Annotated in this window: 28 protein-coding genes; 14 read left to right on the top strand and 14 right to left on the bottom strand. The window is 54.2% G+C overall.

All coding sequences use genetic code 11. The features are described 5' to 3' along the window. Positions 1 to 88 precede the first annotated feature (88 nt). Positions 89 to 1,564 carry a M20 family peptidase gene (locus LJ739_RS12055; protein WP_229160846.1) on the top strand — a complete coding sequence of 492 codons (1,476 nt, stop codon included), beginning with the start codon at positions 89 to 91 and terminating at the stop codon, positions 1,562 to 1,564. Here LJ739_RS12055 and LJ739_RS12050 read toward each other — a convergent pair. Genes LJ739_RS12050 through proB form a run of 3 tightly spaced genes read right to left on the bottom strand, consistent with a single transcriptional unit; the run spans position 1,561 to position 4,299 of the window. Next, positions 1,561 to 1,890 carry a DUF4870 family protein gene (locus LJ739_RS12050; protein WP_229160844.1) on the bottom strand — a complete coding sequence of 110 codons (330 nt, stop codon included), beginning with the start codon at positions 1,888 to 1,890 and terminating at the stop codon, positions 1,561 to 1,563. The genes LJ739_RS12055 and LJ739_RS12050 overlap by 4 nt on opposite strands. A 34-nt stretch (positions 1,891 to 1,924) precedes the next feature. Beyond that, positions 1,925 to 3,175, bottom strand: a complete 1,251-nt coding sequence (locus LJ739_RS12045; RefSeq protein WP_229160842.1) for a glutamate-5-semialdehyde dehydrogenase — start codon at positions 3,173 to 3,175, stop codon at positions 1,925 to 1,927. An 8-nt stretch (positions 3,176 to 3,183) separates the two neighbouring features. Beyond that, the gene (gene proB / locus LJ739_RS12040) at positions 3,184 to 4,299 is read right to left on the bottom strand and encodes a glutamate 5-kinase (RefSeq protein ID WP_229160840.1); all 1,116 of its coding nucleotides are present in this window, start codon (positions 4,297 to 4,299) and stop codon (positions 3,184 to 3,186) included. A 210-nt stretch (positions 4,300 to 4,509) separates the two neighbouring features. Between proB and LJ739_RS12035 the strand changes: the two genes are divergently transcribed. Beyond that, a complete protein-coding gene (locus tag LJ739_RS12035; RefSeq protein ID WP_229160838.1) occupies positions 4,510 to 6,963 on the top strand; it encodes a M1 family metallopeptidase in 2,454 nt (817 codons plus the stop codon). Further along, complete coding sequence (locus tag LJ739_RS12030; RefSeq protein WP_229160836.1) at positions 6,960 to 7,481, top strand: DUF6702 family protein; 522 nt, start codon at positions 6,960 to 6,962, stop codon at positions 7,479 to 7,481. The genes LJ739_RS12035 and LJ739_RS12030 overlap by 4 nt, the downstream gene beginning before the upstream one ends. Before the next feature lie 31 nt (positions 7,482 to 7,512). On the opposite strand, the gene LJ739_RS12025 is transcribed toward LJ739_RS12030, so the two are convergent. Genes LJ739_RS12025 through LJ739_RS12015 form a run of 3 tightly spaced genes read right to left on the bottom strand, consistent with a single transcriptional unit; the run spans position 7,513 to position 9,014 of the window. Continuing rightward, on the bottom strand, positions 7,513 to 7,929 hold the full coding sequence (locus tag LJ739_RS12025) for a hypothetical protein (protein WP_229160834.1): 417 nt from the start codon (positions 7,927 to 7,929) through the stop codon (positions 7,513 to 7,515). A 9-nt stretch (positions 7,930 to 7,938) separates the two neighbouring features. Further along, a complete protein-coding gene (locus tag LJ739_RS12020; RefSeq protein ID WP_229160833.1) occupies positions 7,939 to 8,589 on the bottom strand; it encodes a glutathione S-transferase family protein in 651 nt (216 codons plus the stop codon). Continuing rightward, positions 8,586 to 9,014: a MerR family transcriptional regulator gene (locus tag LJ739_RS12015; RefSeq protein ID WP_229160832.1), complete on the bottom strand. Its 429-nt coding sequence runs from the start codon at positions 9,012 to 9,014 to the stop codon at positions 8,586 to 8,588. The genes LJ739_RS12020 and LJ739_RS12015 overlap by 4 nt, the downstream gene beginning before the upstream one ends. Positions 9,015 to 9,106: 92 nt before the next feature. Here LJ739_RS12015 and LJ739_RS12010 point away from each other — a divergent pair, with 92 nt between their 5' ends. Then, entirely contained in the window at positions 9,107 to 9,472 is a 366-nt protein-coding gene (locus LJ739_RS12010; protein ID WP_229160831.1) for a DUF3703 domain-containing protein, read from the top strand. Positions 9,473 to 9,482: 10 nt separating this feature from the next. After that, entirely contained in the window at positions 9,483 to 10,379 is an 897-nt protein-coding gene (locus LJ739_RS12005; RefSeq protein ID WP_229160830.1) for a cation diffusion facilitator family transporter, read from the top strand. Here the strand turns inward: LJ739_RS12005 and LJ739_RS12000 are convergent. Continuing rightward, positions 10,356 to 11,258, bottom strand: coding sequence for a LysR family transcriptional regulator (locus LJ739_RS12000; RefSeq protein ID WP_229160829.1), 903 nt, complete (start codon positions 11,256 to 11,258; stop codon positions 10,356 to 10,358). The two genes, LJ739_RS12005 and LJ739_RS12000, sit on opposite strands and share 24 nt — an antisense overlap. Positions 11,259 to 11,355: 97 nt before the next feature. Here LJ739_RS12000 and metE point away from each other — a divergent pair, with 97 nt between their 5' ends. Together metE and LJ739_RS11990 are read left to right on the top strand one after the other, a co-directional pair. Continuing rightward, positions 11,356 to 13,614 (top strand): 5-methyltetrahydropteroyltriglutamate--homocysteine S-methyltransferase, encoded by a 2,259-nt coding sequence (gene metE, locus LJ739_RS11995; RefSeq protein ID WP_229160828.1) that lies wholly within the window; start codon positions 11,356 to 11,358, stop codon positions 13,612 to 13,614. A 63-nt stretch (positions 13,615 to 13,677) separates the two neighbouring features. Further along, positions 13,678 to 14,298, top strand: a complete 621-nt coding sequence (locus LJ739_RS11990) for a hypothetical protein (RefSeq protein ID WP_229160827.1) — start codon at positions 13,678 to 13,680, stop codon at positions 14,296 to 14,298. A gap of 10 nt (positions 14,299 to 14,308) precedes the next feature. Here LJ739_RS11990 and gloA read toward each other — a convergent pair whose 3' ends face one another. The 3 genes from gloA to LJ739_RS11975 are packed head-to-tail and all read right to left on the bottom strand — an operon-like array spanning position 14,309 to position 16,378. Next, positions 14,309 to 14,749: a lactoylglutathione lyase gene (gene gloA, locus LJ739_RS11985; protein ID WP_229160826.1), complete on the bottom strand. Its 441-nt coding sequence runs from the start codon at positions 14,747 to 14,749 to the stop codon at positions 14,309 to 14,311. A 34-nt stretch (positions 14,750 to 14,783) separates the two neighbouring features. Then, the gene (locus LJ739_RS11980; protein WP_229160824.1) at positions 14,784 to 15,083 is read right to left on the bottom strand and encodes a DUF6482 family protein; all 300 of its coding nucleotides are present in this window, start codon (positions 15,081 to 15,083) and stop codon (positions 14,784 to 14,786) included. Positions 15,084 to 15,133: 50 nt separating this feature from the next. Beyond that, entirely contained in the window at positions 15,134 to 16,378 is a 1,245-nt protein-coding gene (locus tag LJ739_RS11975) for a sterol desaturase family protein (RefSeq protein WP_229160823.1), read from the bottom strand. A 231-nt stretch (positions 16,379 to 16,609) separates the two neighbouring features. Between LJ739_RS11975 and LJ739_RS11970 the strand changes: the two genes are divergently transcribed. Further along, positions 16,610 to 17,455: a DUF3014 domain-containing protein gene (locus tag LJ739_RS11970; RefSeq protein WP_229160821.1), complete on the top strand. Its 846-nt coding sequence runs from the start codon at positions 16,610 to 16,612 to the stop codon at positions 17,453 to 17,455. A gap of 2 nt (positions 17,456 to 17,457) precedes the next feature. Further along, entirely contained in the window at positions 17,458 to 18,006 is a 549-nt protein-coding gene (locus tag LJ739_RS11965; protein ID WP_229160819.1) for a DUF1285 domain-containing protein, read from the top strand. Here the strand turns inward: LJ739_RS11965 and LJ739_RS11960 are convergent. Further along, positions 18,003 to 19,547, bottom strand: a complete 1,545-nt coding sequence (locus LJ739_RS11960) for a methyl-accepting chemotaxis protein (protein ID WP_229160817.1) — start codon at positions 19,545 to 19,547, stop codon at positions 18,003 to 18,005. The genes LJ739_RS11965 and LJ739_RS11960 overlap by 4 nt on opposite strands. A gap of 199 nt (positions 19,548 to 19,746) precedes the next feature. On the opposite strand from LJ739_RS11960, the gene LJ739_RS11955 reads away from it, so the two are divergent. From LJ739_RS11955 to LJ739_RS11935, 5 genes are all read left to right on the top strand, one after another. After that, entirely contained in the window at positions 19,747 to 21,048 is a 1,302-nt protein-coding gene (locus LJ739_RS11955) for a metal-dependent hydrolase family protein (RefSeq protein WP_229160815.1), read from the top strand. 26 nt (positions 21,049 to 21,074) lie between these two features. Further along, positions 21,075 to 21,893: a class I SAM-dependent methyltransferase gene (locus tag LJ739_RS11950; protein ID WP_229160813.1), complete on the top strand. Its 819-nt coding sequence runs from the start codon at positions 21,075 to 21,077 to the stop codon at positions 21,891 to 21,893. 19 nt (positions 21,894 to 21,912) lie between these two features. Continuing rightward, positions 21,913 to 22,680 (top strand): class I SAM-dependent methyltransferase, encoded by a 768-nt coding sequence (locus tag LJ739_RS11945; protein ID WP_229160811.1) that lies wholly within the window; start codon positions 21,913 to 21,915, stop codon positions 22,678 to 22,680. 97 nt (positions 22,681 to 22,777) lie between these two features. Continuing rightward, the gene (locus tag LJ739_RS11940; RefSeq protein ID WP_229160809.1) at positions 22,778 to 23,218 is read left to right on the top strand and encodes a hypothetical protein; all 441 of its coding nucleotides are present in this window, start codon (positions 22,778 to 22,780) and stop codon (positions 23,216 to 23,218) included. After that, positions 23,205 to 23,402: a hypothetical protein gene (locus LJ739_RS11935; RefSeq protein ID WP_229160807.1), complete on the top strand. Its 198-nt coding sequence runs from the start codon at positions 23,205 to 23,207 to the stop codon at positions 23,400 to 23,402. Before LJ739_RS11940 ends, LJ739_RS11935 begins: the two co-directional genes overlap by 14 nt. On the opposite strand, the gene tusA is transcribed toward LJ739_RS11935, so the two are convergent. Genes tusA through rph form a run of 3 tightly spaced genes read right to left on the bottom strand, consistent with a single transcriptional unit; the run spans position 23,393 to position 25,032 of the window. Then, positions 23,393 to 23,662 carry a sulfurtransferase TusA gene (gene tusA / locus LJ739_RS11930; RefSeq protein WP_229160805.1) on the bottom strand — a complete coding sequence of 90 codons (270 nt, stop codon included), beginning with the start codon at positions 23,660 to 23,662 and terminating at the stop codon, positions 23,393 to 23,395. The genes LJ739_RS11935 and tusA overlap by 10 nt on opposite strands. A 4-nt stretch (positions 23,663 to 23,666) precedes the next feature. Beyond that, positions 23,667 to 24,308: an orotate phosphoribosyltransferase gene (gene pyrE / locus LJ739_RS11925; protein ID WP_229160803.1), complete on the bottom strand. Its 642-nt coding sequence runs from the start codon at positions 24,306 to 24,308 to the stop codon at positions 23,667 to 23,669. Between the two features lie 10 nt (positions 24,309 to 24,318). Beyond that, positions 24,319 to 25,032 (bottom strand): ribonuclease PH, encoded by a 714-nt coding sequence (gene rph, locus LJ739_RS11920; protein WP_229160801.1) that lies wholly within the window; start codon positions 25,030 to 25,032, stop codon positions 24,319 to 24,321. Between the last annotated feature and the right edge of the window lie 185 nt (positions 25,033 to 25,217).

Below are 25,217 nucleotides of genomic sequence, written 5' to 3'. Positions count from 1 at the left end.
GTGGTAGCGAACGTATGGCCCTTCGGACCGCTGCTGGCGCGACGACATAAAACCTGCGTATACTGACAAAAATACCAGAGGAATCAACATGAAAAAGATCATGCTGTTGCTGGTGCTGGCGGTTTCGTTGGCACTTGCTGTCGCTGTGGTGCGAACCTTCAGCTACTACGGTTATCAGCAAGTCAGCGCCGAACCGCAGATTGCCCCCATCGACATCGATATGCAAGCGGCGACACAACGGTTTGCCAAAGCGCTCACTTTCGCCACGATTTCCCATGATGATCCCAGCAAGGTAGACACACAGGCATTTACCGACTTTCATCGCTTTCTGGCCACGGCTTTTCCACTGGTGCATCAACAGGCCAACCCACAAACGGTCAACGAACATAGCCTGGTGTTTTCGGTACAGGGCAGCGATACAAGCCTGCAACCAGCATTGTTCATGGGGCACATGGACGTAGTACCAGTGGATGACGTCACCCGTGAACAATGGCAACACGATCCCTTCGGCGGTGTGATTGCCAATGACATCGTCTGGGGGCGGGGCGCGATGGACGATAAAGTCACCGTGATGGCGTTGCTTGAATCCCTCGAGTACCTGTTACGTCAGGGCGTACAACCCAAGCGCACAGTGTATTTCGCATTTGGCCATGACGAAGAAGTCGGTGGAGAACAGGGTGCCAAGGCCATCGCCGAAACCTTTGCCCAGCAAGGCATCCGCTTTGCGTTTGTGCTCGATGAGGGTGGAGCCGTCACAGATGGCCTGATGCAAGGCATTCAACAGCCAGTGGCCATTGTCGGTGTCGCCGAGAAAGGCTTTGTAAATGTGAAGATGACCGTCAACGCCGAAGGTGGGCACTCGTCACAGCCCCCTGATCACACCGCCGCGGGGATCCTGGCCAGTGCCATCGTGAAGGTAGAAAACGCGCCGTTCGAGACTGACCTACAATTTACCCGCATGACATTTGACCGGGTCGGTCAGCATGCGGGCTTTGGCCAGAAGCTGGCGATGGCCAATCTGTGGTTGTTGGCGCCATTGGTGGAAGCAACCCTGCTCGGCGATCCCAACAGTGCCGCCAGTATCCGCACCACCACGGCGGTGACAATGTTGTCCGGCAGTTCGAAATCCAACATTCTGCCCACCGAAGCCAGCGCGGTGGTCAACTTACGCACCATGCCGGGAGTGACAACCAACGATGTGATTGCTCACTTGCAGCAGGCGATTGATGATCCCAGGGTTACGCTGACCCCTTTCATGGCGAATGAGGCGTCACCGGTGTCTTCAACGGATACCCTGGGATATCGGCTGATCGAAAAAACCATCCGACGTATAGACAGCAATGTGCTGGTCGCACCCTACATGGTACGTGGCGGTACCGATGCGAAACACTTTTACCCACTCAGCGATCAGGTATACCGGTTTATGATGGTAACCCTGACCCCCGAATCACTGCCGCGCTTTCACGGCATCAATGAGCAATTGGCAGTGGCGGATTATGAACGCGCGATTCGCTTTTTCCACGCGTTGTTGATGGCAACCGCGATGGGTGACGGTGACGCTTAAACAGGCATGGGTTTGCCGTCGCTAAGGTAAACCCAGCCTTTGACGATGCGATAGATGACCCAAATAGCGTTGGCCACCAGCACCAACCAGCCGACCAAAACTACCATCAGTAACATACCGACGATGATCAACACCACGCTGATCCAGAAGGTTTGAATTTGCCAGCGAAAATGGGACTCAGCCAGCGTGCCGCGGACATCGTCCTGCTTCACGTAATTGATAATGATGGCGGCGATAAAGGTAATGCCAATGACAAAAGAGGCCGCTTGCAGGGCATAGACCAAGGTGGCCAGGTTTTTTGCGTCCAGTTCTGATGTTGTTTGCACAGTATTCTCCATTTTCAGATACCCGTAGTCGGACTCAGGCCCGCACGTGCCCTTCGCCTAACACAATGAATTTTTCGGTCGTCAATGATGCGGCCCCCATCGGCCCGTAGGCGTGCAGCTTGCTGGTTGAAATACCAATTTCAGCCCCTAACCCCAACTCACCGCCGTCGGAAAACCGCGACGACGCATTCACCATCACGACGGCCGAATCAACTTCACGCAGAAAACGTTGCGCCTGCGCATAGTTCTCTGTTGCTATCACTTCTGTATGACCTGAGCCATAGGTCATAATGTGTTCCAGTGCCGCATCATAATCATCCACCACGCGCACGGCAATTTCCATCGCCAGGTATTCTGCATGCCAGTCACCCTCGACGGCCGATTCGGCATCGTCAAAATAGGGACGGCTCGATTCACAGGCATGCACACGCACCTTGTGGCGGCTGAACACGGCATTGGCGCGGGGCAAAAAAGCGTCCGCAATGCGCCGGTCAACCAACAACGTTTCGAGGGCGTTGCACACACCGGTGCGCTGAGTTTTGCCATTTTCGAGCAAGGCTTCGGCGGTGGTCAGCGAGGCGTGTTCGGCGACGTATAGGTGGCAGACCCCTTTGTAATGCTGGATCACCGGGATTTGACTGTTGCTGGACACAAAGCGGATCAAACCTTCACCACCGCGAGGAATGATAAGGTCAATATCCTGCTCCAGGGTCATCATGTCCTGCATCACAGCTCGGTCGGGATTCGGCACCACCGTCACCGCAGCCGGATCGATGCCGTGCTTTTCAAGAGCCTTGTGGATACAACTGGCCAATGCCAGGTTGGAGTGCAACGCTTCTTTGCCACCACGCAGAATGACAGCATTACCGGCCTTCAGGCATAGCGCCGCAGCATCAATGGTGACATTCGGACGAGACTCGTAAATCATCGCGATCACACCCAGCGGGATGCGCATCTTGCCAACCTGTATGCCACTGGGCATACGTTCAATGTTGGCAATCGCACCAACCGGATCGGGCTGCGCGGCGATGGCTTCAACGGCCAGCGCAATGGCATTGATCCGATCGCTGTTCAGCAGCAACCGATCCAACATCGCACTGTCCAGTCCATTGGCCCGTCCCTCACCGAGATCTTTTTCGTTCGCCACCAGGATACGTGACGTGTTGGCTCGCAAAATGTCAGCAATACTGAGCAGCAAGGCTTCCTTCTGTGGTCCTGACAAACGGGCCACCTGTCGTGAAGCCGCTTTGGCAGCCTTGGCGGCGGTTTGTATCGAAAAATTCATAGGATCCCTCACTGTCCGGTTAGTAGAATCAAATCGTCGCGATGAATCGCCACGTCACCACGAGTATAGCCCAGCACCGTTGCGATTTGGCTGGTGCGCAATCCCTTCAACTGTGACAAATCGGCAGCACTGTAATTGGCCAGGCCTTTGGCAATAACCCGCTGCGCGGTTCGCACGGTAATGGCATCACCGCTGTGGAATTGCCCGATAACATCGACAATCCCGCTGGGCAGTAACGATGCACCGCGGCGCAGCAGCGCATCGGCAGCACCCTCGTCCACCAGCACTTCCCCCTGGGATTTCAGCGTATGCTTGAGCCACTGGCTGCGCGCACTTTGGCCGGATTGCTGAGCCAAAAACAAGGTACCCGGCGACACGCCCTGCAACAAGGGCTCAAAGACACTGTCCTGACGACCATTGACAATCACTGTCTGAATACCACTGTTGGCACATTTTTCAGCCGCCTGAAGTTTGGTCTGCATACCGCCGGTACCAACGCTTGAACCGGCGCCGCCGGCAAGACGGTGGATATCAGGCGTAATGGTCTCCACCACAGGGATCTTGGTTGCTCCGGGGTCGCGACGGGGATCGGCAGTGAACAGACCATCAATGTCAGACAGGATAAACAGCGTATCCGCCTGAGCTATCATCGCCGTATAGGCAGCCAGATTGTCGTTATCACCGACTTTCAACTCATTGACCGCCACCGTGTCATTCTCGTTTACGATCGGTAGCGCACTGTGCTTTAACAGCTCCCGCAGGGTATTTTTGATGTTGACGTAGCGGGTGCGGTGGTGCAAATCACCGTAGGTCAACAACAATTGCGCACAGGGTCGGGAAAAATACTGCTGCCAGTTGGCCATCATGCGCATTTGTCCAATCGCCGCCATGGCCTGCTTTTCAGCGATGGTCGGCTGATGATAGACCGCAATGTGATCCTTGCCGGCGGCGACACTGCCGGATGAGACCAGAATAATTTCTTTGCCTTGTGCCAGCGCCGCTTCAATGAACCCTGCGATGCGGGCTACATAGTGTTGGGGATCGGCTGCACCGTCCCCACGCACCAGTGCACTGCCAACTTTCACAACGGCCCGTTGCCATTTGAATTGTGTCGCCCCTTCCACGCCCTCGTTCCTCTCTTCGACCCGTTGATAGCCCTGCAATTGAGGTAATCTATTACAACAGCGCGAATAAACAAGCTTTTGAATGGCATAAGGTATGGAAAGGAATGCGCAACATACGATGACTGACCGTATTTTTGCCCTTAATGACAGGGACACACGCGAACAGAAACGTTAAAATCGCGCGTTTCGTCACACCGTTTCAGGAGTCCCATGAAGTCGTTGTTTTCTTCCGTTGCACTGCTACTGTGCTTCACCGGCATGCCTGCACAGGCTGCCATTCAACAAACCAAAGGTGATTTTGAAGACAAGTTCCGTCAGTTGGACGAAGTGCTTCCTACCCCTAATGTGTATCGCAATGCTGCCGGTGAGCCGGGCCATGCCTACTGGCAACAGCAGGTCGACTATCGCATTCAGGTAACCCTGGACGAAGAACTGCGTCGTCTGCAGGGCAGTGAGCACATCACCTACCACAACAATTCACCGGACACCCTGAAATACCTCTGGATCCAACTGGATCAAAACAAGTTCCGCAATGATTCTATGTCGGCCAAGACCACCACTTTTGGTGGTATCGGTAACCGCGGACCGGGCACAAAGGCGGCAACCGATGACGCGCCGGCCAAAATCAGTCTGGCTGCCCTGCGTCGTCAGCATTTCGTTGAAGACCATGAACTGGGCTATGACATTCAGAAGGTAGCCGACGCCGACGGCAACCCGTTGCGTCACACCATTGTCGGCACGCTGATGCGTGTGGATCTGAAACAGCCGCTGAAAAGCGGTCAACGTACACAACTGAGCATTGATTTTGCGTTCAACATCGTCGAGGAAGATGCCGTTTCAGCCCGTTCAGGTTATGAGCATTTCCCCGATGACGCCCGGGAAGGGGGCAACGACATTTTCCTGTTAGCCCAGTGGTTCCCGCGCCTGGCCGCTTACACTGACTATGAAGCCTGGACCAACAAAGAGTTCATTGGTCGCGGTGAATTCACCCTGGAGTTTGGTAACTATGACGTCGACATCACCGTCCCGGCAGATCACATTGTGTCGGCGACCGGTGAACTGCAAAACCCTCGGGATGTGTTGACCAAAACCCAACGGGATCGGCTCGAGCAAGCCAAAACAGCCGAGCGCACCGTGTTTGTGGTAACCCCTGAAGAAGCATTGGAAAATGAAAAAGCCGGCACCGATGAAACCAAAACCTGGCGTTTCAAAGCACAAAATGTGCGGGATTTTGCCTGGGCCAGTTCACGTAAATTCATGTGGGACGCGCGCGGCTATCAACAAGGCGGCGACGTCCAACCCCTGGTCATGGCGATGTCGTTCTACCCCAAAGAGGGTGGCGATCTGTGGAAGAAATATTCGACCGAAGCTGTCATTCACACGATGGATGTGTATTCGCGCTTTTCGTTTGATTACCCGTACCCGGTTGCCCAGTCTGTGAATGGCCCTGTCGGTGGCATGGAATACCCGATGATCACCTTCAACGGACCTCGCACTACGCTGCAGGACGATGGCAGCCGTACATACACGCAGGCCGAAAAACGCTTCTTGATTGGCGTGGTGATCCATGAAATCGGACACATCTACTTCCCGATGATTGTTAACTCTGACGAACGTCAGTGGACCTGGATGGATGAAGGCTTAAACAGTTTTCTGGATGGCGTTGCCGGCCGTGAATGGGATCCGAATATCCCATGGGGTGTGGAGCCCCGTGACATTGTCGATTACATGAAGTCATCCACTCAGGTGCCTATCATGACCCAGTCAGACAGCGTTCTGCGTCTGGGGCCTAATGCCTACACCAAACCGGCCGCTGCGCTGAACATTCTGCGCGAAACCATACTCGGCCGAGAGTTATTCGACTTTGCCTTTAAAGAATATGCCACACGCTGGAAATACAAACGTCCGGCTCCAGCAGACTTCTTCCGCACCATGGAAGAAGCGACCGGTGTTGATCTGGATTGGTTTTGGCGTGGCTGGTTCTATTCCACCGATCACGTCGATATTTCTATCGACAGAGTGTATAAGCTGCGCCTTGATACCGAAGATCCGGACATCGACTTTGCCCGTGAACGTCAGACCGAACTGGACAAGCCTAAGTCACTGACCGACATTCGCAATCGTGAAGAAGGCCGCAAGTTGTGGATCGAGCGTTTCCCCGATATCAGCGACTTTTACGATGAAAATGATCGCTTTACGGTCACCAACAAAGAGCGCAATGCTTACCAGTCTTATCTCGACAAGCTCGAGCCCTGGGAGCGCACAGCCCTTGAACGGGCAGTTCAGGAAGACAAGAACTACTATGTCATGGACTTCTCCAACCTGGGTGGTCTGGTCATGCCTATCATCCTGCAGCTGTCGTTTGAAGACGGCAGCACGGAGGAGCACTACATTCCGGCTGAAATCTGGCGCAGAACACCCAAAGCGGTCAGCAAATTGTTTGTCACCGACAAGGACAAAGTGCTGAAAAGCGTGACCGTCGATCCCCATTGGGAAACCGCCGACGTCGATGTGGATAACAACCACTATCCACGCCGTATCATTCCTTCCCGGATTGAGTCATACAAAGCGAAAAAGCGTACAGGCAAGGTTTACCGGGATATCATGCAAGACAGCAAGACCGAGTTAAAAACCAGCGACGACGCTGCGGAGGATGACCAGTGAAGCACTGGCTCCGTGTGTTCATCGTGGCCTCCTGCGCGCTGCTGCTGTCAGCCGGCGCCCATGCCCATCAGCAAAAGGCAGCGATCACCAAAGTGTTGTTTAATCCACGCACCGACAACATCGAGGTGATGCATCGCTTCTACCTGCACGATGCCGAGCACGCCGTTAAAGAAATTTTCGGTAAGCAAGCGGACGTACTCGGCTCAGCCGAGACACGACAACAGTTTGCCGATTATGTGGCCGAGCGTTTCTTCATAGTGACCGATAATGGCGAGCCTTTGCCCCTGAGTCGGGTCGGCGTCGAACTGGACGGCAAATTCTTATGGGTGTATCAGGAAACTGAGCAACTGCAGGGCCTGAGCAGCCTGAAAATCCGTCACAATGCTCTGCGCGATATCTGGCACAGTCAGATAAACACCGTCAACATTGAGAGAAACGGCGGGGTAAAAACCCTGACCTTCAGTGACAACATTGAGTTGCTCACCGTGGATGTCAGTGACCATGGTCACGCTCACTAAAACAATAAGCCCTGTTTAACAGGGCTTTTTTTCAGCCTTTGCCAGCGACCTGAAGCTGCCGCTGCAACCATGCCATGGCGTCTGCTTCAGTGCTGAAAAAAGACACATTCTCTGATGCCTGTTGGTACAGGTCTTTCAGGTGTAACTGCGAAAACTGTGCAGAGGGACTGGCTTCAATGACGATGGCGGTCGCAATCCTGCCCTGGTGCTTTTCCTCCCGTACGTTTTCGACCAACGCTTTCGCCGCCTCAGGCACGTAAACCGCTTCTCCCCGAAACAGACCCAACACACCCCATGGCTGACCGTACAATCCTTTGACTTGGGTCATGATGCGTTCATCTTCGATTTGCAAGGCTTCGGTATTCCAAGGGCCTTGCCCTTCCAGGATCAGCACTTGTCCGTCGATACGCACAGACAATGTTCCGTGCATGGCGAACTTAGTTCGCATAGGGATACCTCACTGACCCACTTCCGCATCAACAATCACCGCAGACTCCTGCAACGCCTGCGCCATCCAATCCTGCACCGCCGGATGTCCCAACACGGTGTTCTGATAAGCCTGTGCCGACTCAGACAACGCCACCTGATAGGTGTTAAACCGCACAGCGACCGGTGCGTACATGCAATCGACAATACTGAACTGTCCGAACAACCATGGGCCCTGGGACTCAAAACGCGCGCGCAATCCACACCACATACTGTCGATACGGGCAATTTCTTCGTCCAATGCCGGATCCCTGTCAACCAGACGGTCTTGCGCCCGACAGTTCATCGGCATCCGTTCGCGCAGCTCAAAAAAACCCGAATGCATCTCACAGCTACACGCCCTGGCCTCTGCCCGTAACAACGGATCGTCTGGCCAGCCCCGGTTGTCCAGATAACGCTCAGAAATGTATTCGCAGATGGCCAAAGAATCCCACACACGGGTATGCCCATCCAGCAATACCGGCACTTTGCCGGCTTCATGATAATCCCGGATCCTGGCTTTGGTTTGGGGGGTATACAGCGGAATGCAGACTTCCTCAAAAGGTACATTGTGCGCGGTCATCAGCAGCCACGGACGCAGAGACCAGGACGAGTAGTTTTTGTTCCCTATGATCAATTTCATGGTTGCTTTGTCCTCTGACGGTCACCAACACTGACCCGTTGTAATTGTTGCAATACCTGACAGGATTCAACCGTGCCATTATCAGGGCAGGCACCGCCCAAGGCGCGCAGGTGCTCACGCAGGGTTTGGAGTTCGTGAATTTTCTGATCAACCGTCTTCAGGTGCGCCTCAATCAGCCCGTCGATAGCGTGGCAGTCACGATCAGGGTTGGCCTGGTGGGTGAGTATTTGATGGATATCTGCCAATCCGATGCCCAACTGACGGCAACGGCGCACAAACAACAGGCTGCTCACCGCCTGATCATCGTACAGCCGATAGTTGGCGTCTGTGCGTTGTGTCGCGTGAATAATGCCCCGTGACTCGTAGTAGCGTACCGTCTGCACACTACAACCCGCCCGCTTGGCCAACTCTCCAATCTGATACACGTGTTCCGCCTGCCCAGTGACCTTGACTCTATAGCCACTATAGGGTTTATGCTCAGCAAAGTGAATATGTTATCAACTGATCGGGAGGGGCTATGTCAGCCTTCAGCCGAGCTATCGCAGCACCGGTACGCGACACACTGGACGCCGCGCGTCAGGCTCAACAACAAGGAAATTATGCGGCGGCCTTCAGGCATCTGGAGGATGCCCATGTGCTGGGTCAATTGTCTACCTACTGGCATTGGGTTGCCCATTGGCGCATGCTCGCGCTGGCCGGGCAGCATCGTCAATGGCGCGAAGTACGCGGTCAATGTCTGCGACTGGTAGGCGCTTTGAGTAAAACATGGTTGGGATGGCTTCCGCGGGGAAACACTGGGGGCAGTAACGTCAGTCCATTTCGGCCGATGCCCATCCGCCCGGCCTTAAAACGCATCATCAGACGCGCTCAGAATCAGGGTTAACGGGATCGACATGCATCACCATCACCATCACCACCATCATCATCACGAAACAGCGAGCCAACGGATTGGCTGGGCATTTTTCCTCAATGTGACATTTACCATCATTGAATTCATCGGTGGCTGGTTGACCAACAGTACCGCCATCATGGCCGATGCGGTACACGATCTGGGTGACAGTTTGTCGATTGGTACAGCCTGGTTGCTGCAAACCATCAGCGGCAAACAGGCGACGGCACAGTTCACCTACGGATACCGGCGCTTTGCGCTGCTCGGTGCATTAGTCAACAGTGTGATCCTGCTGGTTGGCTCTCTGTGGGTGATCAGTGAAGCCATTCCTCGTCTGGCCGACCCACAAATGCCGGTGACAGAAGGCATGGCGTTACTGGCGGTGTTCGGCATCGCCGTAAACGGTTATGCCGCGTTTAAACTGAGTGCCGGAAAATCCCTCAACGAGCGGGTACTGAATTGGCACTTACTGGAAGACGTACTCGGCTGGGTTGCAGTACTGATCGTATCGATAACCCTGATGTTCGTCGACTTGCCCATTCTCGACCCGTTACTGTCGATCGCGTTTACCGTTTTCATTCTGGTCAATGTGGTGCGCACTTTACGGGATACGGTGCAGTTGTTCCTGCAGGCCACCCCGGACCGTGACGATCGACTTCGTATTCGGGGCGCGCTGACCGCCCTTGACGGCATAGAGGATGTCCACCACCTGCATTTCTGGTCGTTGGATGGTGAACACCATGTATTAACCGCCCACCTTGTGCTTGTCGAAGGTTGTGACCTCGATCAGGTTAGTCTGATCAAACAGCGCGTGAGTGAAGTGCTGGCTCCCTATGATCTGGCTCACACCACCATTGAACTGGAGTTTCACCATGAGTCATGTCGCGACCAAGGGCACTGAATCCGGCCGAGCGTGTTGAATAAAGGCCTGAATGTAGGGGACGTCCCGGTCACTCTGACGAATACCCACAAACAGCTGTTTGAACAGCCCGTCCTGACCCAGACGTAAGCTCTTCAATGACAGCCGTGGCTGGTACTCTTCCACCAGCCAACGGGGCAGGGCGGTAATACCGCGGCCATTAGCAACCAACTGCAACATCACATCGGTTGCCTCCAGAGGCGTGTGTCGGTAGACACTGGCACCGGCGGGGTTGAGAAACTGGCTGAAAATGTCCAGGCGAGCGGTTTCTACCGGATAAGTAAACAAGGTTTCTGGCCCCAAGTCCCGAGGCTCCACATGGGTCTTGTCCGCCAGGCGGTGGTTCGCCGCAACCACTAACACCAATTCATAATCAAATACCGGTGTATACTGCAGCTGGCGTTTGTAGACCGGATCAGGCGTTACCAACAAATCAATGTCATGCCCCAGCAATGCCCCCAGGCCACCGAACTGAAAGCGTTGACGCACATCAATATCGACTTTCGGCCACGCGCTCAGAAAAGGCTGCATCACCCCCACCAGCCAGCGATAACAAGGATGACACTCCATACCAATACGCAACGACCCCTGCAAACCTTTAGCATATTGGGCCAGATCATTTTCCAAATCAGCGAATTGTGGCAGCATCCGCTGGGCAAAAGCGAGCGCATGCCGTCCGGCGGCGGTCAGACGCAGTCGGCGGCCGTCACGTTCCCACAGCGCCACGCCCAATTGCCCCTCTAGCTTCTTAATGCCGTGACTCAGAGCCGACTGGGTCAGGCACAAGGCATTTGCGGCCTGGGTGAGCGTGCCCAGACGATCGGTGGCCTCCAGAATGGCAAGATGGTGTCTTTCCAACATAATATATGACCAATTTTCATGTATTACTGAATTTATATCGTTATTTTTAATACTTTGCCATTGTTAGTCTGCACCTTCACCACGGAGGACGACTAACATGCTATACATCCACAACCTTGGCTTTCCGCGCATCGGCGCTCAGCGAGAACTCAAATTTGCTCTGGAAGACTACTGGCAGGGAGACTTGTCAGCCGAGGCGTTGCAGTCTCGCGCTCTGGAACTGCGGGACACACACTGGCAACAGCAACGAGACCTGGATTGGCTGCCGGTCGGCGATTTCTCGCTGTACGACCACGTCCTGGACGCCAGTGCCCTGTTTGGCAATCTTCCGATTCGTGCCTGTGCACCGGGGGTTAATCCGCTAAGCCACTATTTTCGCAGCGCACGGGGACGGGATCCGCTGGCCAACCATCTGCCCGATTGCAAACCGGCAAAAATGACCAAATGGTTTAACACCAACTACCATTATCTGGTACCGGAATTCGATGCCAATACCCAATTTGAGCTGCACAGCCAGTCGTTGATCCAACAGGTGCAACGCGCCCGCCAACAAGGCTATCTGGCCAAGCCGGTGCTGTTGGGCCCACTGACTTATCTGGCGTCAGGTCGCAGTACAGACAACACATCCGTACTGGCGCATCTGGACAGCTTGCTGGTGCAGTACAGCACGCTGCTGCAACAATTGCACCGCCTGGGTGTGGAATGGGTACAACTGGACGAACCCATCCTGTGTACGGAACTCGATGGTGAATGGCAAATGGCATTTCGCTACGCCTACCAGCACCTTAACAACCTGCCGATTAAGCGCCTTTTGACCACCTACTTCGGTACTTTGGGAGATAACCGAAGCTTGATTGCAAGCCTCCCTATACAGGGCCTGCATATCGATTGTAGCCACGGCCCGGACGACGCACATTGGGCAGCAGACTGTTTGCCGGACACGGTGACCCTGAGCCTGGGTGTGGTCGATGGGCGTAATGTGTGGCGTTGCGACGTCAATGCCCTACTGCAATGGTTGCAGCCCCTGTATCAACAACAAAACCGGGATATCTGGCTGGCGCCATCCTGCTCCTTGCTGCACGTACCGCACGATCTGACACTGGCGCAGGACTTACCCGACGAGGTTCGCCAACAACTGGCGTTTGCGGTACAGAAACTGGATGAACTGGTGCACATCAAACAGTGCCTGCTCGCGCCAGACGCCACGCAAGCGGCAACGACATCCACAACAGCAACGCATCCAACCCCTCGCTGGGACGACGCGTTGCTGCAACGCAGCAAGCCGGTCAATCAACGCAGGGCGCTGCAGCAAGCCCGCCTCAATTTACCGGTGCTACCGACCACCACCATCGGATCATTTCCTCAGACACCAGAGATACGGGCATTGCGACACCAATTCAGACAGGGAGCGATTGACGATCACGCGTATGAGCGGGGCATGCAGGATTACATCACTGAATGCATCCGGCAACAGGAACAGTGTGGTCTGGACGTACTGGTACATGGCGAGCCAGAGCGCACTGACATGGTTGAATACTTCGCCGAACACCTTGATGGCTTCGCAGTATGCCGCAGTGCCTGGGTGCAATCCTACGGTTCCCGGTGTGTGAGGCCACCCATCCTGCATAGCGATGTTCAGTTGCCAGCGCCGATTACGGTAAAGTGGGCGCACTTTGCACAGCAGCTCACCGACAAACCAATCAAAGGCATGCTGACCGGGCCGATAACGCTCCTCAACTGGTCCTTTGTTCGGCAGGATCGCCCACGCTGGCAGGTCGCCGAACAAATCGCCCTGGCGTTGCGGGCTGAAATTGGCGCATTGGAACAAGCCGGGATCCATATCATTCAGGTTGATGAGCCTGCGCTGCGGGAAGGTATGCCACTCAGGCAATCCGCACACAGTGACTATCTGGCTTGGGCAGTGGCGAGTTTCCGCCTGGCCACCAGCGGCGTGGCTGACAGCACGCAAATTCATACCCACATGTGCTATGCCCGGTTTGAAGACATTGGTGATGCAATTGATGCAATGGATGTCGACGTGATTTCACTGGAAACAGCCCGGCTGGATGCCCAGCAGCTCAAACAGATCGCCAACCTGCCAGTACGCGCTCAAATGGGCTGCGGCGTGTATGACATTCACGCACCCAGCGTGCCATCGGTTGCAGACATCGAACGGCGTATCAGTCTGTTGCTTGTGCATCTCGACGCGCAACGCATCTGGGTCAATCCCGATTGTGGGCTGAAAACCCGCCAGTGGCCGCAAGTACGTCCGGCACTGGCCAACATGGTGACGGCGACCCATGCTTGGCGCCGCCAGTTGCAGGAACGGGAATTTCCGATCACTGCTGAGGGATAAAAACGATCCTTTTTACCCTGTGTGTCTTATAAACCCAGACACACGGTTAAGAGGACAATGCCCATGTCGGCGGACACTGCGTTAGAACGTTTGTGGCAAGCCTGGGAATCGAGTGTGGTGCAGCGAGGTTTTGATGCCCGCGAAACCCAGGCGTTGTTGCATGAAATTGAAAAAAAAGTCGCCCATGGCGACTTACCAGCCCCCACCCAGCACAACACCCCGTCGTTGTTGCGACGGGCACATCAGCGCTTTGATCAATGGATCCTGAAGCGTCAGGGTAAGCAACCTGCCGTGTTGGCCCACTGTGAAGGTATGCGTACCCGCTTTGGCGCTGTCTACGAAGACCCGGTTGCCGTCAGGGGATTGGAGCGATTGATGCTTCAACGGCCAGCACCTTCGGCCGCCATTAAGCTGCCAGACGGCTTCTACCACATCAATTCACTGCCGGGTGTCCAGCCGAACGGAGATGTGTGGCGCAACGCCTGCCACAAAACCGTTGAGCGGGTAAATTGTGACGTTGTGGAGGCGTTCGTAAAGGCCTGCCGTCGAACCGGTATGGACAAACGGGGATGGAAAAAAGCGGTGTATGAGCAATTTGCCATCTCACGTCAGGAAATGGCCAAATGGTTACAACGCTACTTGCCCCATTACAATCTCGATCCAACAGGGTCAGGGAACCCGTAACCCTGCATTGCTACCAACTACCGCTGTTTTCCATCGAGACCCAGGGCTCACTGGGTTCAAGGGCTTCGCCAGCCTGCAACAGTTCGATGGAAATGCCATCCGGCGAGCGCACAAACGCCATATGACCATCTCTGGGAGGCCTGTTAATGGTAACCCCCATTGATTGCAAGTGCTCACAAACCTTATAGATGTCGTCAACCCGAAACGCCAGGTGACCAAAATTGCGCCCGCCCGTGTAAGACTCCGGGTCCCAGTTGTGGGTCAGCTCCAACAGCGGCGCTTGCTGTTGTTTTGCGCGGCTCTCGTCTTCAGGAGCAGCGAGAAAAATGAGCGTGAAGCGCCCCTTTTCATTATCGACACGATGGACTTCTCGTAGCCCCAGTCCATCACAATAAAACCGCAGCGATGCGTTCACATCACTGATCCGAACCATGGTATGTAGATATTGCATAGCGTCCTCTTGCGTGAAATGTGCTGCGCTGCTGTCAGTAAGGATGCACCATTGAAAAGGGTAACCGTGACGTAAGCGAACTACTGGGGTTACCGATCATTTCATCGTAGGGCGAGTCGTGGGTCATGCAAGCGGCCCTGACGGCAATGCCACTGAATGCCTCACGAATGTGCTGGCTGGATTTGAAGCGCATCGGTACATCACCATCATACACCAGAGCGGACTTGGATCCGATGGTCAAACGTACCAGGTAAATGCCCATTTCAAAAGATTGAACGTCGAGCAGGTCGATGACAGTGTCAGGTGACGCCATCAGGATTTGGTATTGAAACATGACACAAGATACCGCGTTAACCGAAGTATCTTGTGTACGGGGAATCGTCGCTAGTGGTTCAACTCTGCCGACTGCATCGTCTGCGCTTGGATGTCTGCGTTGCGCTGCTTGCCGGCCAGTAGCGCCAACAACAGGCTGCCACCACTCAGCCCACTCAAGGCCCACAGCAGGGGGTCAGGCAGACCCAACCACCAAGGCATCGCAAGGATCATGATGTTTTTTACACCTTCCGTCCACCAGGCCCATCGACGTCCTTCCATCATCCACCCCAGTGACACACTGAACAGGGCGACAAATACCGCCAGTCCAATTTGTGACACCGTGCTGATCGCGCTCACATTGAGCATGAAGGCCAACGCGATCACGGTCATCAGCACATATTGCACCACTGCATAGGCTTTGCCCGTCAGCGACATGGGCGTGTCGTATTTGGTGAAGGTGTTGAGATCAACCCGGGGAAGCGGATAGGCCTTCGCCACATCATCCGGCCGCCAGCCGGTACGACCAAACCAGACCCGGAATTTGTCTGACCACCGTTGTGTGCGCCACGAATCTTTGCACAACTGGGTATACACCTGCACGTTGCCCCATAGCGGGTTCCAGCTGTGTAACGCCTTGCGCACGCCATAGATAGGCTGTTGGTCATCCAACTCTTCCTGAAAGGTACCAAACCAGCGATCCCACAGGATAAACACGCCACCATAGTTGCGATCCAGGTAAATCTGGTTTTGTGCGTGATGAACCCGATGATTAGACGGCGTGACAAACACGGCTTCAAACCAGCCAAGTTTGGGCACATGACGGGTATGCACCCAGAACTGATAGACGAGATTCAATGCTCCCACCGCGATGAACAGTGCCGGCTCAAAACCCAGCACGGCCAGCGGCAGGTAAAATATCCAGCTGAAGACACTGCCTGAGGTTTGACGTAGGGCGGTGGTGAGATTGTATTCTTCGCTGGAATGATGCACCACATGGGCGGCCCACAAAAGGCTCATTTCGTGCCCCATGCGGTGGTTCCAGTAATAGAAGAAGTCGTAGATGACAAACGCGGCCAGCCAGGTCCACCACACATCAGGCCAATCAAACAAGGCCAGATGTTCAAACGCCAGCACATAAAACGTCAATGGCACCAGTTGCTTCATCAAAGCAACCATGCGGCTCAATACCCCCATGGACAAACTGTTGATTGCATCATTGACGCGGTAATAATCCGTGCCCTTGATTTTTTCCAACAGCAACTCAATACCTATAAGGACAAAGAAAGCCGGTATGGCATACAGAATGATTGTCATGGTTTCTAACGCTCGCTGGACGATGGCAACGTCCGTGTAAATAAAAAGTTAACAAAAAGTTGTCAGACCAGTTTACGCCTGCAATCCAGGCCTGTCCAGCGTCCAGATATTGTTAGACTTAAACTTGGGCATTCAGTGCCGATTAAGAATTATTGCCGTAATCTGTTGTCTGAGTGTAAGCAGTAACCTATTGTTTTATATGTTGACCGCACGCTGTGAGTAGGAGAGAAAATGAGCGAAGAAATGGCCGATAAAAAGTCACTGGTTCCCCATATCATTGCCGTCGTGCTGATTGTACTGGTGATTATCGCAGGCTTTTTCTGGTTGCAGGAGTCATCTCAACCTGAACCGGTCAACGTGCCCGTAGCACAGAGCCCTGAGCCGGCTCCCGAGCCGACGCTGGCAGAACCCGAACCGATTGAAACCGAACCACAACCCACCTTTGAGGAGCCCGTCACGCAGCCTGATCCTCAGCCCATCGAAGAACCGCTGGAGCCTGAACCGCTGGATACCAGTGATGGCACACTGAAAACCCTGGTGCTGGAGATGACCGACTACGAGACGGCCGCTGCACTGCTGGTTAATGATGATTTGCTGCGTCGTTTTGTGGTGCAGACCACCAATATGGCCAACGGGACACTCGCCCCCCGGTTCCGCTTGATGAATCCCCCGGAACACAGTTTCCGGGTCTATCAACAAGCGGACAAAGAATGGATCGACGCTGCCAGTTATAAACGTTACACCCCCTATGTCGACGTGTTGGAAGGGTTGGATAATGAAAAGCTGATTGATCTTTATCGCACCTACAAACCGGCGATACGCGAGGTGTACGCTGAGATCGGCGATCCGGATGACAACTTTGACTACGTCCTGGTTGATGCCATCAACCACCTGCTGGACACACCAGAAGTACCGGTTCCCGTAGAGGTCTACACCGACAGCGTGATGTACAAATACCGCAATGAGCGCTTAGAAAACCTCTCGGCAGTGCAGAAGCAACTACTGCGCACCGGGCCTGAAAACATGCGCCGGATAAAAGCCAAGCTGCGTGAGCTGAAAGCGATCATTCAACAATAGTCATGGATCTGTCTACGCTGCAGCAACAACTGGCAAACCATGCTGCCAAACAGCCCCCGGTGGAACAGTGGGATCCGCCATTTTGTGGCGACATCGATTTGATCATCAAACACGATGGTCGCTGGTTATATATGGGTTCTCCAATCGGCAGAAAAGCCTTGGTGAAACTGTTTGCCAGCGTACTGAAACGGGAAGGTGATGATTACTTCCTGGTAACCCCGGTGGAAAAGGTTGGTATCCAGGTTGAAGATGTACCCTTGTTGATCACCCAGTGGCGCTGGCAGGACGATAACTTAATGATGTTCACCGATACCGACGATCCGGTCGTGATCGATGCTACTCACCCGCTGGCATTGCAACAAGACAGGGTCACCGGCGAGCAGCTGCCCTATGTCAATGTCAGACGCAACCTGTGGGCGCGGTTGCATCAGAATGTCTACTATCAGCTGGTGGAAGCCGGCACCCCCCAACAACTCAACGGCGAACCGCATCTGGTCATTCACAGTGCAGGCATTGCCTATCCCCTTGGCAAACTTGCGCCGCAGGACTAGTGGAATGACTTGGAGATGCCCGTCAGTTTGTTGACCGCATCCTGTAATGCGTTAGCTGAATCGCTCATACTTTGTGCCACATGCTGATTCTTGTCCGCCACTTCCAATATAGAGTCAATGTTATTGCCGATATCCTGACAACGTGACTGCTGCTGGTTATTGGCCTGCTTGATATTCTCAGAGAAACGGGTCACATCCACCATCATGGCATTGATCTGTTCAATGGAGTCTGCCGATGTGGCGGCTTGCTCGGCGCATTCGATGGCCTGATCTCGACTGGTGTGCATGGCTTTCACCCACGCATCCAATGTGGTGCGCATGGTTTTCAGGCTGTCATAGATATGTCCGGTTGAGGTTTGTGTACGGGTTGACAGGGCGCGTACTTCATCAGCAACCACCGAGAAACCACGACCACTTTCACCGGCACGGGCGGCTTCAATCGCCGCATTCAGTGCCAACAGGTTAGTCTGGTCAGCGATGGCTTCAATTTCATCCATATTGCTGGCCACACGGTCCGCTTCGCTGACCAGGGTATCGGCTGACGAGGCCGCCTTGTCAACATCTTCAGCCAACACAGTGATAAGGTCGCGACTTTTCAGAATAAGGCTTTGCGCATCGATGCACTTCTGCTGTGTCTCGGCAGCTTTCTCGGCCGTATCACCGCTGCTATTGACGATGTCTTCGAAGGTTTCCGACATCTGATTGATGGCGCGACGGATGGTGTCCACATCCTGATATTGCTGTTCAATTCCAACCGCCGTCTGGTCAGCCGCATTGACCGTGTCCGAGGCAATCCCCCGCAAGCCTTTACCCGCATCGATCATTCGACCAACCAGGGTTCGACTCTTAGCTTGTTGCATGCCAAGGGCATAGTTAAACACACTCGCCGGGCCCGTGCCGGCATAGACCAACCGACTGACACTGTCATAGTCTGCCAACCATTGATTGGACAACGCCGGTAAATCGAAAATTTCCTGTTTGTACAGCACTGCCAGCGCGGCACCGACGATGGCGACGGCAAGGGCCAGCCAGCCACTTCCAAACCAGGCACTTAAGGCCAGCAACACCACCCATAGTCCACCGGCCGCAGCGTGCTTGGCCGCGCCACTGAGATGAAAACCGGTGATGGATTGCTGTTGGTTGACGCGCCGATAGAGGGTTTCTGCACGCTTGATCATCGCGCGTTCTGGCTTGACCCGTACCGACTGATAGCCGGTCAGCGTATCACCGTCAAACATAGGCGTAACAAAGGCATCCACCCAATAGTAACGGCCGTCCTTGCACAGGTTTTTCACCATCCCACGCCAGGGTTTACCTTTTTCCAGTGTGGCCCACAAATCCGCAAACGCGGCTTTCGGCATATCCGGGTGGCGTACGATGTTATGGTTTTTACCCACCAATTCTTCGACATCATAACCGGCCACCGCGCAGAAATCCGGATTGGCATATGTAATGATGCCCCGTTTATCGGTGGTAGAAACGAGTTCTCTGGACGCCGGATAATCGACTTCCTGATCAATGACCTGTTGACCTCTGCGCATGGATAACTCCTGATGACTACTGCAACACTGTACTGTAAGGAATGGCTTTTTGCCCTGAGATGATAAGGGTATCGACCAAAAAACCCAATTTTCAAGGCATCGGGTACGTTTACCTTAGCACAATTTGCGATGAGTGATTTTGACCACCGTCAACCTTTCACCTATTGTGAGTTTTCTTTTCACCTTCAGGAAACAAAGCATGACCTCACTTCGTCGCCCGTTGTTCGCACTGGGCTTTGCCACTCTGACACACTTGTCTGCCCATGGGGCAACCCTGATCCACGCCGGCACGCTGATCGATGGTCAGCAGGATCAACCCCATCAACGTGTGACCGTTATCATCGATGGCAATACCATTGCCGGCATTGAAGCGGGCTACCGTCAACCTGCGAAAGGTGATGATGTTATCGATCTGAAAGATGCGACGTTGATGCCGGGTCTGATGGACATGCACACTCATATCAGCTCCCAACACAATGGTGCACGCAGTTATATGGAACGCTTCACACTGAATGAAGCTGACTATGCGATTAATGGTGTGATGTATGCCGAGCGCACCCTTGAAGCCGGCTTCACCACCATCCGTAACCTCGGTGATAGTCACAATGAAACCGTCGCCCTACGCAATGCCATTGCCCAAGGCAAGGTCAGGGGGCCACGGATATTCACTGCAGCCAAGTCAATAGCGACCACCGGCGGTCATGCGGACCCCACCAACGGCAGGAGTGCTGATCTGATGGGTGATCCCGGTCCTCGGCAGGGCGTCATCAACGGTATTGCCGATGCGCGAAAAGCGGTACGTCAACGCTATAAAGACGGTGCGGATTTGATCAAAATCACCGCCACTGGCGGTGTGCTCAGCGTGGCGAAAAGCGGCCAGAACCCACAGTTTATGGATGATGAGCTGGCAGCCATTGTCGATACGGCAAAGGACTACGGCATGAAAGTCGCTGTGCACGCGCACGGTAAGGAAGGCATGGAGCGGGCCATTCGAGCCGGTGTGGATTCGATTGAGCACGGCACCTACATGGATGACGAAACCATGGCGCTGATGAAGAAGCACGGCACCTACTATGTGCCGACCGTCATGGCTGGCAACTGGGTTGCAGAAAAAGCCAAAATCGACGGATTTTTCCCGGAACTGGTGCGTCCCAAAGCGGCCACCATCGGCCCACTGATATTGGACACATTCGCCAGGGCGCACAAAGCCGGTGTCAAGATTGCGTTTGGCACCGACTCCGGTGTCTCGGCCCATGGCGACAACGGACTTGAATTCAAACTGATGGTCGACGCTGGCATGAGCCCGATGGAGGCGATTCGTAGTGCCACCTGGCACGGTGCGCAGTTGCTCGGCGAATCAGCACGTTTAGGCAGTGTCGAAAGTGGTAAGCTGGCAGACCTGGTGGCCGTGCCCGGCAACCCATTGGAAGACATCACCCTGATGCAGAAGATCCATTTTGTCATGAAAGATGGCACCGTGGTCAAAGCACCGGACGCCTGACAAAAACCAAAAAATAAGGAACCGCCATGCGTATCGTAGTAATACTGTGCACCCTGATGAGTTTTTCCCTGTCCGCCACAACCTTGCCGGAGGTGATCAATGGCGATCACCGCAGTGCGGAAAACAAAGCCCGGGATGTCTATCGAAAGCCGCTGGAAACGCTGTCATTTCTGGGGCTTCAAAATGACATGACGGTGATTGAAGTGTGGCCGGGCAGTGGTTGGTATACCGAAATACTGGCGCCGTTTGTCAAAGACAACGGTCGCTTCGTGGCCGCCCAGTATGAACTGAATCCGCCGTTTGCCTATCAACGCAGGGCGCTGGGCAGTTTCATGACCCTGCTCGGCAAACAGCCCAAGTTGTTCAGCCACGTCGAAGTGATCCCCTTTGCATTGCCTTACGATCTGCGACTGGGAGATGCCAATAGCGCGGATATGGTCCTGACGTTCCGCAATGTGCATAACTGGTACAGCGAAATGTACGGTGGTGGTCGCTACACCGATGCAGCCTTCTCCGCCATGTTTGACGTGCTGAAACCCGGCGGCGTGCTCGGCATCGTTGATCATCGCTGGCCCGATCCCGCCCAGGAAGACCCCTTTGCCAAGAATGGCTATATCAGTGCCGAGCGGATAATCGCTGTTGCCCAAAAAGCGGGCTTCAGACTGGAGGCGCAATCTGACTTGCTGGCCAATCCTAAGGATACCCACAATCACCCCAATGGCGTGTGGAGCTTACCACCGGTGTTAGCCATTGATGATAGCGGCAAGCAGGCCATGCTGGACATCGGCGAAAGTGATCGCTTCTTGCTGAAGTTCGTAAAACCTAGCAGCACTGAAACTGATTAAAACAAACAGGAACGTCATAATGAGAAAACACCTACGCAGGATCCCGTTCGTTGCTCTGCTGCTGATATCAGCCAGTGCAATGGCTGACAACCACAATACTGTGCTGACCGAAAAACTGACCCAGGCCATGAACAGTGACATACGCACAATGGCTGAAAAAGAGCGTGACGATAATCGCAAGCCAATTGAAACATTGCAGTTTTTTGGTCTGCAAGACTCCATGCGCGTGGTGGAGTTGATCCCGGGAAGCGGCTGGTACACCAAGCTATTGGCACCGGTATTGGCTGAGAAAGGTCAATATTATGCCGCCCTGGGCACCGGTAGAATCAAGGAACAACTGAGCGACAAACCTGGGTTTGAGAACATGCGCATTGTGGCGGAAGACGCGCGGATTTGGCGGGATGAGGGTGCGCGTTTCTATTCATTGGCATTGCAGGGACTCGGAGTTGAAGATATCGACATGGTGCTGACCTTCCGCAACTACCATAACTTCGATGCTATCGCCCGAGCAGAAATGAACCGTGCCGTATTTGATGCCCTAAAGCCGGGTGGTATTTATGCGGTTGTAGACCACACAGCGCGACACATGGAACCGCCCCGAGACACTAACCGTCGTCGGGTGGATCCGGTCATGGCGATCAAGGAAATCCTCGACGCAGGCTTTGAGCTGGTGGACTATAGTGACATTCACTACCGCGAGGACGACGAATTGCGCTACGAAGTGGGCGCACGCAGCGTGACAGGCAACACCGACCGCTTCACACTGAAATTCCGTAAGCCCCGCTAACAACCAAGCGTCGACAAAGGTCGGCGCTTAATTCAACATCTTACTTGATAATAATTCTCATTTGCATTAACTTAAAGTGCAAACAAGGAGGATTATTATGTCTGCAACCTTTCTTTGCCCCTTGCACCGTCAATGGCTTCAGTCCCACCCAACCGCAGCACTGGCACTGTTTTACACTGCATTGGATCATGCTCAGTCTTGTCGTGAACAAGGTATTGTCGCACAGGCGTTTAGTCATCTTGGCTGCGCTTGGGAAGCCGCAGATATCGGCTTGCGAGGATTAAACGATGACAAACAAGCACTGGTACTGGGATTGACCCACAGTGCCATGTTGTTGGCAGACGTACTGCCCCATTGCCAGGGCGATCTGACCAGTACCGACGTGCTTCGACATACCCAGCAATGCCTGGTCAGAGAACATCAGTTGGCCTATGCCGATCAGCACCTGAAAGGTATCATTCTGGCCTGTATTAAAGCCCTGGGCCAAGGTACACGATGGTTTGAACAATGGCAGCAGTCCAACCATGTCGTACACTGACTCGACATCAGCCGATGCCTTCGTTGCGCTGTCATTACGGGCAGACGCTCTGACCCGCTTGTTCGAACAACACGCGCTGCACGCTGATGAACTGCGCTGTCATCAGCCCTCAAGCAAGCGGATCGTGCAGCGACTGTTACTGGCCTCGGTAGCCAACGGATCGGGTCAAGAAGATCAGTCGTGAGCCTTGCGGATCACGTATTGGTAGGGAGCCTGTTGCACAGACTGAGCAACCAGTGTGTGGTCCATAAAGCGGCAAAAACTCGGGATATCACGGGTGGTGGAATGATCATCCGCGCTGATGGCAAGGGTTTGTCCGTTGGCCATCTTGCGGATCGCCAGACGCACCATCATGACCGGCTCGGGACAACGCAGGCCGATGGCATCAAGGTGCTCATCGGCACTGTCATACAGGGCCTGAAAATCCTCACAGGACGCGGTCATCGACTCAGATCCCATAATCCTTGCGATACTGGGTAATCGCCGCCAAGTGTTCGTCCATGCCAGGCTGCTGACCGAGGTATTCAATCAAATCGGCCAGACACACAATCGAGACGACACGGGTGTTAAAGTCGCGCTCGACTTCCTGGATCGCTGACAGTTCGCCCTTGCCACGCTCCTGACGATCCAAGGCAATCAATACACCCGCGAGCTGGGCGTTGTTTTCCTCAATCAGGGTCATGGATTCACGGATGGCGGTACCGGCGGTGATCACATCATCCACCAGCATAACGCGACCTTGCAGGGGACTACCGACCAGGTTGCCACCTTCACCGTGGTCTTTGGCTTCCTTGCGGTTAAAACAATACGGTGTATCGATGCCGTGTTTGTCGGCCAGCGCAACTGCCGTGGTGGTGGCAATAGGGATCCCTTTGTACGCAGGGCCAAACAACACATCGTAATCGATACCTGAGGCCACCAACGCCTGGGCGTAAAACTGACCCAGCTTGGCCAGGTCGGCACCGGTATTGAACAAACCGGCGTTGAAAAAATACGGACTGGTGCGGCCTGACTTAAGGGTAAACTGACCGAATTTCAGCACCCCTTTGGACAGGGCAAACTCAATGAATGCGCGTTGATAATCCTGCACAGCCAACCTCCTAGTTCAGTGCCGCTTTCTGGGCATCAAACAGTTCACGAATACCGTGTTTGGCCAGTTCCAGCATTTCCTGCATTTCGTCAAAGCTGAACGGTTCGCCTTCGGCGGTACCCTGTACTTCAATCAGCTTACCGGTGTCTGTCATGACCACATTCATGTCCGTTTCGGCATCGGCATCTTCGACATACTCCAGGTCGGCGACGGCATTGCCTTTGTAAACGCCCACCGACAATGCGGCAATCATGTGCTTCATCGGGTTGGTTTTCAGAATGCCCTTAGCGCGCATCCAGTTCAGCGCGTCGACCAATGCCACACAGGCGCCAGTGATACTCGCGGTACGGGTGCCGCCATCTGCCTGGATAACATCACAATCCAGGGTAATGGTGTTTTCACCGAGCATTTTTAAATCCACCGCGGCGCGCAATGAACGGGCGATAAGGCGCTGGATTTCCAGCGTACGTCCACCTTGCTTGCCGCGTGCAGCTTCCCGACCAGAGCGGCTGTGGGTTGCGCGTGGCAGCATGCTGTACTCAGCGGTGATCCAACCTTTGCCTTGCCCTTTCATAAAGCGCGGCACCCCTTCTTCAACGGAAGCATTGCACAATACCTTGGTGTTGCCGAACTCAATGAGTACCGACCCCTCGGCATGACAGGTGAAATTACGGGTAATGGTAACGGGACGGATCTGACTGACGGTTCTTCCGCTTGGACGCATGGCTGACTCCTTATCTCTTTGGCGCAGGAGTATACCGCATTGTCACCTTTGGGTGGAATGCCATCGGGCGATTCGGGCCAAAACAGCATGGCCGTTTGCCAAAAATCGGGTTTAACGCCGACTGATTTGCGTTACCATACAGCCATAACGCTTATCAGCGCCAAACCCAGAGTTTGGCATCAACC

This window comes from Fluctibacter halophilus, from assembly GCF_020687825.1.
Taxonomy (GTDB): Bacteria; Pseudomonadota; Gammaproteobacteria; order Enterobacterales; family Alteromonadaceae; genus Fluctibacter; species Fluctibacter halophilus.
Note: the sequence above shows the minus strand (reverse complement) of the source record. Positions and strands in the feature narration are given on the sequence as shown.

Bases quoted from the DNA above. Each gene is read 5' to 3' on its own strand.
- LJ739_RS11940 (WP_229160809.1), top strand. From the start codon at position 22,778: ATGTCTGCAACCTTTCTTTGCCCCTTGCACCGTCAATGGCTTCAGTCC.
- metE (WP_229160828.1), top strand. From the start codon at position 11,356: ATGCTATACATCCACAACCTTGGCTTTCCGCGCATCGGCGCTCAGCGA.
- LJ739_RS11935 (WP_229160807.1), top strand. From the start codon at position 23,205: ATGTCGTACACTGACTCGACATCAGCCGATGCCTTCGTTGCGCTGTCA.
- tusA (WP_229160805.1), bottom strand. From the start codon at position 23,662: ATGACCGCGTCCTGTGAGGATTTTCAGGCCCTGTATGACAGTGCCGAT.
- LJ739_RS11955 (WP_229160815.1), top strand. From the start codon at position 19,747: ATGACCTCACTTCGTCGCCCGTTGTTCGCACTGGGCTTTGCCACTCTG.
- LJ739_RS12000 (WP_229160829.1), bottom strand. From the start codon at position 11,258: ATGTTGGAAAGACACCATCTTGCCATTCTGGAGGCCACCGATCGTCTG.
- LJ739_RS11980 (WP_229160824.1), bottom strand. From the start codon at position 15,083: ATGTTTCAATACCAAATCCTGATGGCGTCACCTGACACTGTCATCGAC.
- LJ739_RS12005 (WP_229160830.1), top strand. From the start codon at position 9,483: ATGCATCACCATCACCATCACCACCATCATCATCACGAAACAGCGAGC.
- LJ739_RS11970 (WP_229160821.1), top strand. From the start codon at position 16,610: ATGAGCGAAGAAATGGCCGATAAAAAGTCACTGGTTCCCCATATCATT.
- LJ739_RS11960 (WP_229160817.1), bottom strand. From the start codon at position 19,547: ATGCGCAGAGGTCAACAGGTCATTGATCAGGAAGTCGATTATCCGGCG.
- gloA (WP_229160826.1), bottom strand. From the start codon at position 14,749: ATGCAATATCTACATACCATGGTTCGGATCAGTGATGTGAACGCATCG.
- LJ739_RS11975 (WP_229160823.1), bottom strand. From the start codon at position 16,378: ATGACAATCATTCTGTATGCCATACCGGCTTTCTTTGTCCTTATAGGT.
- LJ739_RS12055 (WP_229160846.1), top strand. From the start codon at position 89: ATGAAAAAGATCATGCTGTTGCTGGTGCTGGCGGTTTCGTTGGCACTT.
- rph (WP_229160801.1), bottom strand. From the start codon at position 25,032: ATGCGTCCAAGCGGAAGAACCGTCAGTCAGATCCGTCCCGTTACCATT.
- LJ739_RS12035 (WP_229160838.1), top strand. From the start codon at position 4,510: ATGAAGTCGTTGTTTTCTTCCGTTGCACTGCTACTGTGCTTCACCGGC.
- LJ739_RS11990 (WP_229160827.1), top strand. From the start codon at position 13,678: ATGTCGGCGGACACTGCGTTAGAACGTTTGTGGCAAGCCTGGGAATCG.
- LJ739_RS11950 (WP_229160813.1), top strand. From the start codon at position 21,075: ATGCGTATCGTAGTAATACTGTGCACCCTGATGAGTTTTTCCCTGTCC.
- LJ739_RS11965 (WP_229160819.1), top strand. From the start codon at position 17,458: ATGGATCTGTCTACGCTGCAGCAACAACTGGCAAACCATGCTGCCAAA.
- LJ739_RS11945 (WP_229160811.1), top strand. From the start codon at position 21,913: ATGAGAAAACACCTACGCAGGATCCCGTTCGTTGCTCTGCTGCTGATA.
- LJ739_RS12025 (WP_229160834.1), bottom strand. From the start codon at position 7,929: ATGCGAACTAAGTTCGCCATGCACGGAACATTGTCTGTGCGTATCGAC.
- LJ739_RS12020 (WP_229160833.1), bottom strand. From the start codon at position 8,589: ATGAAATTGATCATAGGGAACAAAAACTACTCGTCCTGGTCTCTGCGT.
- LJ739_RS12010 (WP_229160831.1), top strand. From the start codon at position 9,107: ATGTCAGCCTTCAGCCGAGCTATCGCAGCACCGGTACGCGACACACTG.
- LJ739_RS12045 (WP_229160842.1), bottom strand. From the start codon at position 3,175: ATGAATTTTTCGATACAAACCGCCGCCAAGGCTGCCAAAGCGGCTTCA.